Genomic DNA, 12,735 nt, shown 5'->3' on the forward strand with positions numbered 1-12,735 from the left:
GCGTGGCGGTGCGCGGCATCCGTCTCCTGCGAACCCTCCGTCTCCCGCGAACCATTCCGCGAACCCGTGGGGTATCCGCCGAAACCGTGCGCGCGGGGCACGGTCTCGGCGTCGGAGGCACGTCCCCGCGGGCGTGGGCGAGTCGTCGCGAGCGGCGTCGGCGGTGGATGTCGGCGGTGCCGGGTAGCGTCGAGCCATGGCTGAAGAGGTGGCGCTCGCTGGGGACATGGTCGCTGGTGACACTGTCGTCGGGGGCACCGTCCTGCTGGACGCCACCGCACGCGAGACCGACCACCTCGCGGACGACCCCGCCCGCAGGCGCATCCGCACCAGCACGGGCGAGAACCTCGTCGTGGACGCGGGCGCCGGCACCGGGAAGACCTCCGCGCTGGTGGCGCGCGTGGTGGAACAGGTCCTCGGCGAGGGTGTGCCGCTGGCCCGCACCGCCGTGGTCACCTTCACCGAGAAGGCCGGCGCGGAACTGCGCGACCGGCTGCGCGCCGCCTTCGAGCAGCGGGCACGGGAAACTGACGGCGCTGACGGCGCCGATCGTGAGCGGGCAGAGGCGGCGCTCGCAGACCTCGACTCGGCCGCGATCGGCACCCTGCACTCCTTCGCCCAGCGCATCCTCGCCTCCTTCCCGATCCAGGCCGGGATGCCGCCGCTCGTGGAAGTGCTGGACGAGGTCGGCTCCTCCGTGGCGTTCGAGAACCGCTGGCAGCAGCTCTGGCGCGGGATGCTGGACGACGACGCCCTCGCCGAACCCCTCGAGCTGGCGCTCGCAGCCGGCGTGAACGCCGATCAGTTGCGCTCCCTCGCGCGCGCCTTCGGCAACGACTGGGACCTCATCGACTCCCACGTGCTCGCCACGCCGCCGCGCGAGATGCTCCTGCCCGACGGCGACCCGGTGTTGCGCGCTGCCGTTGCCTTCGCCGAGGCGGCCGCCGAGTGCCGGGACCCGGCGGACAAGTTCCTCGAGGTCACCACGAAGGCCGCGGACTGGGTGACCTCCTGGCGCGCGGCCCGCTCCGATGCCGAGCGCCTGGGCCTGGCGGTGACCCTGGGCCGCTTGACCACCGGCCGCGGCGGGAAGAAGGCCAACTGGCCCGACCTGGACGGCCTGAAGCAGCAGTGCAAGGACCTCGCCGAGCAGGCGCGCACCCTCGCCACCGCCTACACCGACGCAGCCCTGCGCCCCCTCGCGCGCTGGATCGCCGCGGCGGTGCGGGAGGCCGCCGCCGAGCGGGTGGCCTCGGGCACCCTGGAGTTCCACGACCTGCTCGTGGCCTCCCGCGACCTGCTGCGCCGCGACGCCGATGCCCGCGCCGCCCTCCAGGCGCAGTACCAGCGGCTGCTGCTGGATGAGTTCCAGGACACCGATCCCATCCAGATCGAGATCGCGGTGCGCATTGCCGCGGGGGCCGACGGCGGCGCCCCCGACTGGCGCGACGTCGCCCTCCCACCGGGGTCCCTGTTCGTGGTGGGCGACCCCAAGCAGTCCATCTACCGGTTCCGCCGCGCCTCCATCGCCACCTACCTCGAGGCCGGGGAGCGCATCGGGGCGCGGCTCGCGCTCACCACGAACTTCCGCTCCCTGCCGGGCGTGATCGACTGGGTGAACGCGGTGTTCGCGCAGATCATCCAGCCCTCCCCGGGTGCGCAGCCCGCCTACGAGCCGCTGGTGGCACATCGCACGCCTGCCCTCCCCGCCCCCGCCCAGGGCGACCGGTCGCGCCCAGGAGGCGACGCCGTCGGGCAGCCCGGGCAGCCCGGGCAGCCCGATCCAGGCGGCCCCGCCGTCACCCTCCTCGGCGCCACCCCGCACCCCAAGGGCACCCGGGTGCCCGGCATGCGCGAGGCGGAGGCGGACGACGTCGCCGCCGTGATCCGCCACGCCCTCGCGCAGGGTTGGCGGGTGCGGGACCGCGACAGTGGCGCCTGGCGGGCGCTGACCGCGCGGGACATCGCCGTGCTCATCCCCGCCCGGACCTCGCTGCCGTTCCTGGAGGCCGCGCTGGATCGCGCCGGGATCGCCTACCGCACCGAGTCCAGCTCCCTGGTCTACCAGGCGGAGGAGATCCGCAGCCTGCTGTGGGCGGCGCGCGCCGTGGCCGACCCCGCCGACCAACTCAGCTGCGTGGCCGCGCTGCGCTCGGCCCTGTTCGGCTGCGGGGACGACGACCTGTTCACGTACAAGCGCGACGGCGGCTCCTTCACCGTCGGAGCCCCCGTGCCCGAGGGCCTGGAACAGCACCCAGTCGGGGTGGCGATGGAGTACCTGCGGCGCCTGGCCCGCCGCAGCCGCTGGCTCACCCCCGCCGACCTGCTCACCGAACTCGCCACCGACGGCCGCGTGCTCGAGGCCGCGACCCTCACCCAACCCTCCGCCCGGGCGCGCGATGCGTGGGGGCGGGTGCGGTTCGTCATCGACCAGGCGCGGGCGTGGTCCGACGTGGAGCACGGGGGGCTGCGGGAGTACCTCGCATGGGCCTCCCACCAGGGGCAGGACTCCGCCCGGGTCGCCGAGTCGCTGCTGCCGGAGACCGACCTGGATGTGGTGCGGATCATGACCGTGCACGCCGCCAAGGGTCTGGAGTTCGGGATGGTGGTGCTCGCCGGCACCACGAGCCATCCCCGCACCCCCAGCGGTGTGCGGCTGCTGTGGCGCGAGCGGGACTACGCGGTGCGGCTGACCAAGTCGATCGAGACGAATGACTTCGCCGAGGCCGCCCCGCTGGATGAGCAGATGGACTCCGAGGAGCGCAAGCGCCTGCTGTACGTGGCCGCCACCCGCGCCCGCGAGCACCTCGTGGTCTCCCTGCACCGCGCCGAGGGCTCCCGCGCGGCCACGGCCGCGCAGATCTTCACCGACGCCGGGGCGCTGGAGGTGCCCGGCGTGGTGTGCTTCGAGGCGGAGCAGGCGCCCGACGGCGCAGGGCCGGGCGCCGCTGCCGGGTTGTCAGGGTCACCCGGGCCGGGGCCCGAGTGGGAGACCTGGCACGCGGAGACCCGGGCGGCGCTGCGCCGCGCCGCTCAGCCGGCCTCCCGCTCCGCGTCCGGGTTGGAGGGGACGGAACCGGAGGTGGTCTGGGCGATCGCCGAGGCCGAGGCGGGGCAGACCACCAGCGCGGTGAACACGGCCGAGGACGACACCTTCGACGAGCACGCACCCGTGGGCGACCCCGGCGTGGACGACGAGCGGCTGCCGGCCGAGGTGATCGCGGGCCGCGCCAAGGGCGCGCGGGACGTGGACCTCGCGCCGTGGATGAAGGGCCGGTACGGCAACCTCATCGGTCGCGCCGTGCACGGCACCCTGCAGGCCATCGACGGCGATGCCTCCCGGATCGAGGAGGTGGCGCAGGCGCAGGCGCTCGCGGAGGGCATCGGCGACCTCGCGGACGTCGTCGCCGGCTTCGTGCGCTCCGCGCTGGCGCACCCGGTGGTCTCCCGGGCGCTCGCGGGGGAGCACTGGAGCGAGGTGTACGTGGGCGCGGTGGAGGCCGACGGCGTGGTGCTGGAGGGGTTCATCGACCTGCTCTTCCGCGAGTCCCCGGAGCGCGGAGGCGGCCTGGTGATCGTGGACTACAAGACCGACACGGTGCGCACCGAGGCCGAGCGCGCCGAGCGGTCCCGGTACTACGCCCCGCAGCTCGAGGCGTACGTGCGGGCGCTGGAGGCCGCGACCGGCGAGCGCGCCCGCACCGAGCTGGTCTTCCTCGGCGCGTAGCCTGCCGCGCTGCCGCGCCCCAATCCGCGCCTCCCCGCGCTGCCGCGCCCCAACCTGCTGCCGCCGGGCTGCCCCCGCCCCGCGCTGCTGCCGGTCTGCCGCGCTGCCTCGCCCGCCCCGCCACCTCGCGCACGGCGGATCGGCTTCGCGCACGGCGGCTGTGTGACGCCGCCCCGCGGCCGGTGTGGCGTCCGCGCTGGTCAGCGAGGTGCGACCGAGCCTGAGGTCTCGTGTATCCGCCGCGCGCGAAGGCGATCCGCCGCGCGCGAAGCCCTGGCGGGCGGTTGTCAGGGGTCGGCCATACCCTCGAGGCAGATCCGGGTGGGGACGCGGACGTCTTTTCCCTCCCATGCCGTCACGACGATGGGAGTGCCATGAGCAAGCGGTCACAGAAGCGCGCACGAGCCCGCCGAAACCACGCTGACGCTGGGGGCGCAGCGGCTGCGTCAAGTGCCACCTCGCCCGCATTGCCCCCGGAATCGGCACCGGCCACCCCAGCCTTCGACGGCCTGGCGGCGACCCCGCCCGGCCAGGTGCCGCCGTCGTCGATCACCGTGGTGGAGGATGCCGCCGCGGCCCGGGACCTCGCCCAGAGGCTGAGAGCCAGGTCCTTCCCATGGCCCGTGGTGCTGATCACCGTGGCCTCCGGCCAGGAGGAGCCCTTCATCCCGGCGCAGGATGTGGCGGACCAGGTCGAAGGCCTCGCGCAGGTGTACGTGATGCCGACGGGCCCGCAGTCGTGGGCGTTCTCCAACGAGATGCCGCCGTTCACCCAGGTGTACGGCGGGGCGAGCCGCGTGTATGCGCCAGATGGTCGGTGGCTCCAGGACCCGTACGCCTCGCCGCTGCGGATGGCGTTCTCGCACCCGGACGGCGTGCGGAAGAGCGACCTGTTGGTCTCGGACGTCTTCGCCGTGGCTCCGGTGGCCGATCGGTCATCGCATCCCGTCCGGACAGTGAGCGGAATGGTCGAGGGCGTGGTGGCGACGCGCGGCCTCGTGTCGCTGTCGGACGGCGGGATGGCGAGTGTCTGGGCCGAACTGACCGTGACGGGTGTGCCGATCGAGCGACTCCTGCGGCCACAGCAGGCGGTCAGCGGCGTGCTGGACGAGACGACGAACCGCCTGGACATCTCGGCAATGCGCGGTGAGGTGGTGCCCGAGCGGGTGGTCGCGGATTCGCGCCCCGCGCCGGGAGAGCACCGGCATGTGCTGGTGCGCGTCGAATCGGTGACGGCGCAGGAGGTCACCGTGGCGCTGGTCCCGGGGGTGCCCGTCGCGGTGCCGGCGGTGCTCGCGGGGCCGGATGCGGCCGAGGCGTTCGCCGCGGGCGACGTGGTGGCCGCGACCTGGTGGCCCGAGGGCGAGGGGCACGAACTGCGCCTCGACCTGTGGGAGGAGGACGACCCGATTGCGCCGGCCCCGGCGCTGCTGCCGGATGGGCCACCGTGGCTCACCGAGGCGGACACTCATCCGGATGCGGCGGAGGGCGAGGAGGCGGACGGCGATGCCTCCCGGGAGGACGACGGCATCGACCCGAGTTCTCCCCTGGGCGCCGAGATCCTGGAGCTTCGGCGCTCGGTGGAGGAGCGATCCCGCGAAGTGGCGCGGCTGCGGGCGGAGCGCGCTGACCTTCGCCGGAGGTTGCGTGCGGGTCGCGCCGGGGGCGGCTCGGCGGTGCTGACCGGGCGGGAGTTCCTCGACCCGGTGGAGCAGTTCCGGTTCGAGGTGCACGTGGCGTGGGCCGGCCGGATCCCCGCGTCGGACAAGGCGCGTCGCCCGCTTCGCCGCTATGAGATCGGCCCGGATTTCCTGACCTCCCTCGAGGCCCTTCAAGGGGTCTCGCGGTCGAAGGTGCTCGGCGTGGTGGTGGAGGTGCTGACCGATCTGGCGAAGGAACTGGCCGGTCGTGATCTGCACCGGCTGCGCGAGTCCGCGGCCGGTGGGGCCGCGGCGGTGACGCGGGAGGACGGCGCGGTCTGCTACCGGGCGGCGTTGCAGCGCGAGACTGCCTCGGCGCGACGCCTGCACTACTGGGAGCGGCCGGACGGTGTGATCGAGCTCAGCCGCGTGGTGAAGCACGACGACATGACGCCGTAGTGCCGCGCGCGGGGTGGGCATGGCGCCGGGGTACGCGCGGCGCAGGCACCGGAGTGACGCTGTGGCGCCGGGGCTCGGCGTCGGCGCCCGAGTGACGCTGTGGCGCCGACGTGCCGTGGCCACGCCGGAATCACCGCACGACAGACCCCTCACGCAAGCGCGGCGCGCGCTTCGCGCACGGCGGATCGTCTTCGCGGACGGCGGTTGCGTGGCGCGTCGGTCGGGCATCCTCGGCGTTTGTGCAGGTCAGCGCCCTGGCCCTAAGCGCGCGGGTGCGTGTATCCGCCGTCAGCGAAGGCGATCCGCCCTCCGCGAAGCGAGCCGCGCGTGGGTGGGCCACACCCGAGGGCACCGCGTGCTGGGCAGGTGGGTGATCAGGGGACGAGGTTGACCTTGCGGTCGCGGACGGCCACGGGCCGGGTGTTGGTGAGGTCGAAGGTGATGACCCCGGCTTCGCCGCCGCCGCTCCAGGTGATCTCCCAGTGGGTGGTGACGGTGAGGGGGTAGGTGCCGCGGGGTTGGTCGGTGCTGGTGCGTTCCCAGGTGACGGAGCAGATGCCGGGGCCTTCGAGTGCGCGCTGGGTGGCGGCGAGCTCCGTGGCCGTGCAGGTCAGGGGCGCTGATCCGTCGCCGGGGTCGATGTCGATGCCGGCCAGCTTGCCGTGCGCGGTGACGGTGATCCCACCGGCGGACGCCGAGGCGGACCTGGGGCCGAGGGCGTTGGGTCCGGCGTTGGTGGCGTAGACCTGGTTCGGCATCCGGATGAGGATGTTCGGGTCGGCGTTGTTCGGCTCGGGTGCCATGCCGATCTCGACGGCGCGCAACTCCATCGAGTCCACGGCCTGCTGCGCGAGCTCGGCAGGGGACGGGCCCGCGTCGGCCGCGGGCGCGACCCAGACCGGCCAGGTGATGGTGAGGACGCCCGGCACGTCCGAGCGGCACTCGTGGATCGCTCCATCGGTGTGGCCGTCCCAGGCGGCCAGCCCATCGGACGGGTCCGTGCTCAGTGGCTCAGGGTCGAGGTAACACATGTGCTCCGCGCTCCATCGAAGCCCGTCGAGAACACAGTCGATCGGCGTGCCGCGGGTCCCAGCGCACTGGTCCTTGCGCACACCTCCTCCTTCCCCGCCGCTATCCGACTCAGGAGGAGGCGTGGGTTCTGGGGTAACGACGCCGGGCGGTGTGGTCACGTCACAGTACTGGAACGTGGAGCCGCCTCCGCAGCCAGCGGCGGCAGCAACTGGCGCAGCAGCCGGTATCGAGAATGCCCAGGCGAGCACGGCTGTGAGTGCGAATGTGCGCCTACCACTCACAACTGCCGACCCGGTAGTCAATCCGCTCGTTGATCGTCCACACGCCACCGGACATGACGAGGCGATCGCGCAGCACGCGTAGGCCGCCCGGAGGCGCTTCGGGTTGGGTCTCGCCTGCGATGAGGAACTCGATCTCCGAGGTGTCGAGGCAGTGGTCGAGCACAACCTCAGGTTCCTGACCTGCAGAAACGGAGTGTGCCGTGACGCTCACTGTTGTTGGTTCTCCCTCCAACGTGATTGATTTCCCCGCTGATTCCAACATCTCCGCGTGGAGCGCCTCCCTGGCGGCTCCTGAGTATCGTGTGAACAGTTCGTTGGTTTCCGGTCCTGTGAAGCCGGCCTGGGCCACGGCGATGTAGAGGTCGTTGGCCTCGAGGTAGAAGGCCTCCGCTTCTTCGATGAGTGCGGCCTCCTCGGGCGTCCACTGCGAGGTCTCGCTCGCAGTGGGTGTTGCGGTGGTCTCGTCCGCGCGCGGTTCGATGCTCGTGGTGGCCTCGGCGGAGGTAGCCGTGGCTCTCGTATCCGCGTCGCCGCCGGAGCATCCCGTGAGCGTCAGCATCGTCGCGGCGGCGGCCACCACGATCGGTGCCGCCGTCGGCTGTCCGTGCATGCGCCGTCGTCTGATCATGGTTCCCCCTCCGGTTGAGGCCACCGTAGGGCGAGCACCGCGAGCGTGGGGGAATCGAGTTGCGCCCTGTGGACAACCACCCGCGCACGCCGCCAGGCGGTCGGGTCAGGTTCGCGTCAGCACCAAGTTGAGGCCCTCGTCGCTGATGCGGACCACGTGGTTGTGCAGGCGACTGGAGTCAGTGGTGCTGCTCGCCGTCCACCCACCGCTCACGTGGTCGGCGACGGAGGAGATGGCCAATTGGTCAGCGCCCGCGCCCGACCGCTCCAACCAGTCGCCCGCGAGGAGCGCCTCGACGGCCTTCTTGCCGTCCTTGCCCTTGGTGACCGCGCGGACCGACGGGCTGCGCAAGTTGATGGGCCCATCGCCGAAGGCGGAGGCGAGGCGCACGAGCATGTGCGCGGACGCGAGGTCCAGGTCGACGGCGGGGTCGTCCTCGATCTCGCGGGCGATCCGGTAGAGCTGCCGACCCGTCAGCTCCAGCGGTGGGACCGGTTCACGCTTCGCCGTCGGCTCCTGGCTTGAGTCCTCGCCCGGCTCCGCCTCGCCCGGCTCCTCCTCCCTCTCGGAGCCATCGGCGGGCACACCCTCGAGCATGTCCAGTACCTCCTGCGTCGCCCACACCACGTGGCCCCTACTCCACCAGTCGAGCTCGTCGGTCCCCAGTGAGGGGTGCGAGCCGACCTCCGGAGCGATCGCCGCCATCACGGCCGTCATGACCGCGTCCGCCTCCGCCTCCCGCAACTCGTGGGGCAGATTCTCCTTCTCGCGCCGTTCCCCCAGATGGTTGCAGAGCAGGTGCCCGAGTTCGTGGGTGAGGGTCGCGAGTTGGCTCTCCGGCGAGTGGCTGGCGTTGAGCGAGCAGTCGTACCTCACCTTTACCAGCTCCGTGGTCGCCCGACCCTTCCCCGCGACCACGGCCCGTTGGGCGACGTTCGCCGCAGTGCGGTGAATGTGGCCCGCCCGGGCGTTCCCGAGCGCGTGCTGATTGACGCGGATCCCGCGCGCGTTCCCGGCCTCGATGAGCCGTGCGAGGAGTTCCTTCGCGGGAGGCCATGGCGGGCGGGTGAAGTAGTCGGAGATCACCGGGCCCCGCCGGGCATTGGGCCCGGGCTCCACCTGGGAGACGTCCAGCACGAAGCAGACGCCCCCACTTCGGTGGCTGATCACGATGGGCTGCGCATTCGGCCTCGGGACGTACCCGAGGTCCTCCTCCCATCGCCGGCTCGTGCGCACATCGGTGGCGTCGGGCACCTGGGCGAGGATGAGGAAGGCGTTCCAGAACGAGTACCTCGGCCCCAGGAGGAAGGCCTGCGTGAACATCCTGTCGAACGAGAGAATCCGTGCCGCATCGGCGCACGCGTCGATGTGCCGGGCAAAGGTGGACGGCCGGGCGCCGTGCTCGTGACGCCGGCTGGGCTCCCGGCGCACGAGCTCGCCCAGGTCCAGGCTGTCTTGGTAGGGGATGCGGCTCGGCACTCCCTTACTCGGTCGGCTCTGCCGTTCCACGACGGTGCTCATGCCATGGACGGTAGAGAGGGGGACTGACATCCTCGCTTGCCCACGCGGCTCGGTGCGCGCGAGATGGTTGAGCACGGGCCACCTCGGTGCCCGCCGACTGAGGGCAGGGTGCTCCTGCAGCTCGCCCTGGGAGGCGGCTGAGTCGGTCTGGTAGTGGCCAGGCGCCAGCGGGGTCAGCCATGAGCGGGGGCAGGGAGCGGCGCCGTGCCCCGAGTGCGCGAGCGTGCACATCGCTGGCATGTCACCGCTCTTGCACTTCGTGAGAAAGTGCACGTACGATTACTTCATGGGAATCCCGCTCTCCACGCCTGCCCAGATCGGGGCGGCGATCAGGGGCGCTCGAATGCGTCAGGGCTGGACGCAGCGCGAGCTTGCTGAGCGGGCGGGCGTCAGCCGGCGATGGCTCATCACCGTGGAGTCCGGCGCGAGTGAGAGGGCCGAACTCGGCAAGGTGCTCGACACACTCGATGCACTCGACGCCAGGCTGGAGATGTCCACAGTGCCGAGCGACCCTCTGGCGGAGCTGCTCACGGAGTTGGGCGAACCATGAACACACTCGCCGTGCTGCTCGACGGCGACCAGGTGGCCACTCTGGAGCAGACGCGTGGTGGTCAGCACGAGCTCGCATATGACAACCGGGCCGCCCGGACGCCGCTGTCCCTGTCGATGCCCCTGGGCGCCGGACCGTTCCGGCACCGCGTCGTCGACCCGTACCTCGAAGGTCTTCTCCCCGAACGGGAGTCGACCCGGGAGGCCATGGGCCGTTCCTTCGGCGTCTCGCCCCGCAACCCGTTCGCGCTCCTTCAGCGCATGGGTCTCGACTGCGCGGGGGCCGTGCAGCTCTGTGCGGCGGCCGGGGCGCCGGTGCACAACCTCGAAACCGTGCAGTAGCGCGTCGTAGCGCGATTCAGTGCCACCGAGGGCCAGCCGCGTTCCTATCACTGACGCGATCGACAGGTGGTTTGCTTTGGCTCTCTCCCGTCAGTCCCGGCAATCGCCGCAGCGCTGCGCGCTCGCCACGAGGTCTCTTGTGGTTTCTGTGCCGGGTCGCGATCATCGTGCGGACGCGTTTGCCCTGCTACCCCATGGGATTCCGTATTGCCTACTTGTCCGTCGCAGTTCATTTGGTTCGCGTATGACGTCAAGATCTATGTCTTCGCGGGCGGGGACCAAGAAGAATCCCTGCTCAGTGTCGGGATCGTAGTGAATAACTAGACCAGCCTCGTCGAGAGCATGCTCCCACTGCGCGCCGAGTGCAATGCGAGCCTTATCTCGATCTAGCCCTGCCCTGCGCGCCGCGATGCCCCGCAGCGCCTGGATCGGAGCGAGCGCACGGTGCTCCTCGCTGACGGCCCAAGGGATCAGGAGTGCCTGGCGATCCAGTCGGGTGGGATAACCTAGCTTTCGACGCCAGTTACTCCACATGGTTGCCGTGGTCTCGATGCCATAGGAGTTCCTGTATCGCCGAATCATCTCGGCGTAAGGCAACTCGGCGTCGAACCACGCCTTCACCTCATCGAGGTCTTGGATCTTGCTTCGTGCCATGACTCTTCAGTCCTCTCGATCCCTGAGGTGTCCAGGTCTTGCTGGGCGCTTGTCTTCGGCGCGCCATCAACATAGGGTCGATCCTAACGAGTTGTGGCGGGTCTCGGGCTGAGGCTCCAGGAGGTGGCGACTTTGCCAGTCGAGAGTTGTGTACACGTCGGGTGCGGCCGGGCCCTCGGGGCCGCTCTAGTCGAAACGCATGGTGGCACGTTCATCCTGTGCGATGAGCACGAACGGAAGTTGGTCGCGGCAACGCGCTCGCGTGTGCCGAAGCGCCGTAAAGTCCGATCCTTCGAGGATTGGATCGCCACGCCGGAAGAACTCCGTGCGATTGAGGAAAAGGAAGCGGCGGATCAGTTGGAGATTGAGCGCCGCAGGCAGGCAGGATTGCTGCCGTAGTCTTGCGCTGGCGTTCTGAGGCGTGAGGTGTCGGGAGACCAGTCCCCAGGCTATTGGGATTGGGTCGCGCTCGATTGCTCTCGTCAGCAGTCGATTCGGGGCTCATCGCAGTTGAGGGTGCGGGAGTGGCCTGAAGCCGCCTGCCTCGAGGAGAGAGCGGGCGATGTAGTGGGTGAGGTTGCGGAACCCAAGGGCGGAGCCGCGGCAGGTGTTCGAGCCGTCCATTGATGGCCTCCGTCGGGCTGTTGCTGGTGCCGGGCCGTTCGAAGTAGGCCAGGGCGTCAGCGGCTCGCTTCTTCAAGGTCCGTCCGATTGTGATGACCTCGCTCAGTACGGCTGGGGCGCCGGTGCTGACAGAGTCGTTCACGGCGGTCATCAGGGCACTTCCTTGTGCGCGGTCGGGGTGGCGGTAGGCGGCGATCATGCGTTGGTAGATGCCCCAGGTTGCTTCTACCTGAACGTGCTCGTCCCCAGCGAACAGGGCGCTGATACGGGCGCGCTGCTTCTCGCTCAGTAGGTCGGCCCCGGTGCGCAGGGTCCGATGGGCGCGGTAGAGCGGATCATCACGTCGGCCGCGGTGAACGATGGAGGTCCTCCTGGACCCGGAGTCGGCACCGGCCCAAGGCGTCACGACCCAACCGGAGGACGTGGAAGGGATCCATGACACAGTCGCGGGAGGGAGCTCCACAGCCGCGGCGGTCTTGGTGTAGCCGTCCATCGCCGCGACCTCCACGCACTCACGCCACGGTTTCGCCCGTGCCGCGAGCCAGGCCTTGAACGCCTGCTTCGAACGGCCTTCGACCATGTCGAGCAGTCGTGCCGGGCATGTGTCGTCGCGGATCGGGGTGAGGTCGATGACCGCTGTGACGTACTTCTGGCCGCGGCGGGTGTTGTGCCACACGTGTTCATCGACTCCGATGACCGTGGCGCCGTCGAATCGGTGAGCATCATCGATCAACGCCCGTCGCCCTTCCGTGAGGACGGCGTCGTTCGCGGTGTGCCATGCCACCGCGAGGGCCTCGGCCGCTCGCGTCACGGTCAAATGTCCAGCGACGAGGCCGACCAGTGTCCAGCGCACCGCTGCCCGCGACAGCTTCGCCCGAGGCTCCGCAGCCGCTGTGGTGTCCTGCCGCCACAGCCTCCCGCAGCCCTCGCAGCGATAGCGGCGCACCCGCACCAGCAGCGTCGTGGGCCGCCAGCCGAACGGTACGTGCGCCAGCCACCGGAACACAGTCCCTCGCGGCGCGCCTTCAGCGCCGCACTGGCGGCAGGACGCGTCCTCATCGTGGGCGACCACACGGCACTCAGCACCGCCCGACCCAGTTCGAGACGCTGTCCGACCACGAAGAGACCAAGCTCGTCCAGCCGCGCGAACCTCGTCAGATTCGCAGGATCGATGGTCGCGCCAGGCGCGTCGAGGTCTTCCGGGTGGGCATTGTGAGAACGTCCATCCTGGGGGACCTCGACCCTTCCCCGAGACTGCGGCCCCAACCAGATCAGCCA

Annotated in this window: 8 protein-coding genes and 1 pseudogene; 4 read left to right on the plus strand and 5 right to left on the minus strand. The window is 70.8% G+C overall.

Annotated features, from left to right (window positions below):
* The first annotated feature begins 196 nt into the window (after positions 1–196).
* Together ATL40_RS00250 and ATL40_RS00255 are read left to right on the plus strand one after the other, a co-directional pair.
* Positions 197–3,727 (plus strand): UvrD-helicase domain-containing protein, encoded by a 3,531-nt coding sequence (locus ATL40_RS00250; RefSeq protein ID WP_098467773.1) that lies wholly within the window; start codon positions 197–199, stop codon positions 3,725–3,727.
* Positions 3,728–4,194: 467 nt separating this feature from the next.
* A complete protein-coding gene (locus ATL40_RS00255) occupies positions 4,195–5,826 on the plus strand; it encodes a hypothetical protein (protein WP_143556811.1) in 1,632 nt (543 codons plus the stop codon).
* Between the two features lie 374 nt (positions 5,827–6,200).
* On the opposite strand, the gene ATL40_RS15530 is transcribed toward ATL40_RS00255, so the two are convergent.
* The 3 genes from ATL40_RS15530 to ATL40_RS00270 all read right to left on the minus strand — a co-directional run bounded on the left by ATL40_RS15530 (position 6,201) and on the right by ATL40_RS00270 (position 9,288).
* The gene (locus ATL40_RS15530) at positions 6,201–6,938 is read right to left on the minus strand and encodes a hypothetical protein (RefSeq protein WP_098467775.1); all 738 of its coding nucleotides are present in this window, start codon (positions 6,936–6,938) and stop codon (positions 6,201–6,203) included.
* A 190-nt stretch (positions 6,939–7,128) separates the two neighbouring features.
* A complete protein-coding gene (locus ATL40_RS00265; protein WP_143556812.1) occupies positions 7,129–7,716 on the minus strand; it encodes a hypothetical protein in 588 nt (195 codons plus the stop codon).
* Positions 7,717–7,872: 156 nt separating this feature from the next.
* Positions 7,873–9,288: an ImmA/IrrE family metallo-endopeptidase gene (locus ATL40_RS00270; protein ID WP_169925836.1), complete on the minus strand. Its 1,416-nt coding sequence runs from the start codon at positions 9,286–9,288 to the stop codon at positions 7,873–7,875.
* 286 nt (positions 9,289–9,574) lie between these two features.
* Here ATL40_RS00270 and ATL40_RS00275 point away from each other — a divergent pair, with 286 nt between their 5' ends.
* Both ATL40_RS00275 and ATL40_RS00280 read left to right on the plus strand, forming a co-directional pair.
* On the plus strand, positions 9,575–9,838 hold the full coding sequence (locus ATL40_RS00275; RefSeq protein WP_098467778.1) for a helix-turn-helix domain-containing protein: 264 nt from the start codon (positions 9,575–9,577) through the stop codon (positions 9,836–9,838).
* A complete protein-coding gene (locus ATL40_RS00280) occupies positions 9,835–10,179 on the plus strand; it encodes a HipA N-terminal domain-containing protein (RefSeq protein ID WP_098467779.1) in 345 nt (114 codons plus the stop codon). Before ATL40_RS00275 ends, ATL40_RS00280 begins: the two co-directional genes overlap by 4 nt.
* A gap of 162 nt (positions 10,180–10,341) precedes the next feature.
* On the opposite strand, the gene ATL40_RS14590 is transcribed toward ATL40_RS00280, so the two are convergent.
* Together ATL40_RS14590 and ATL40_RS00285 are read right to left on the minus strand one after the other, a co-directional pair.
* The gene (locus ATL40_RS14590) at positions 10,342–10,833 is read right to left on the minus strand and encodes a hypothetical protein (RefSeq protein WP_143556814.1); all 492 of its coding nucleotides are present in this window, start codon (positions 10,831–10,833) and stop codon (positions 10,342–10,344) included.
* Positions 10,834–11,334: 501 nt separating this feature from the next.
* Positions 11,335–12,529: pseudogene (locus ATL40_RS00285) on the minus strand (transposase).
* Positions 12,530–12,735 lie beyond the last annotated feature (206 nt).

It is taken from the genome of Serinibacter salmoneus, from assembly GCF_002563925.1.
Classification (GTDB): Bacteria; Actinomycetota; Actinomycetes; order Actinomycetales; family Beutenbergiaceae; genus Serinibacter; species Serinibacter salmoneus.

Bases quoted from the DNA above. Each gene is read 5' to 3' on its own strand.
- ATL40_RS00250 (WP_098467773.1), top strand. From the start codon at position 197: ATGGCTGAAGAGGTGGCGCTCGCTGGGGACATGGTCGCTGGTGACACT.
- ATL40_RS00270 (WP_169925836.1), bottom strand. From the start codon at position 9,288: ATGAGCACCGTCGTGGAACGGCAGAGCCGACCGAGTAAGGGAGTGCCG.
- ATL40_RS00275 (WP_098467778.1), top strand. From the start codon at position 9,575: ATGGGAATCCCGCTCTCCACGCCTGCCCAGATCGGGGCGGCGATCAGG.
- ATL40_RS00280 (WP_098467779.1), top strand. From the start codon at position 9,835: ATGAACACACTCGCCGTGCTGCTCGACGGCGACCAGGTGGCCACTCTG.
- ATL40_RS14590 (WP_143556814.1), bottom strand. From the start codon at position 10,833: ATGGCACGAAGCAAGATCCAAGACCTCGATGAGGTGAAGGCGTGGTTC.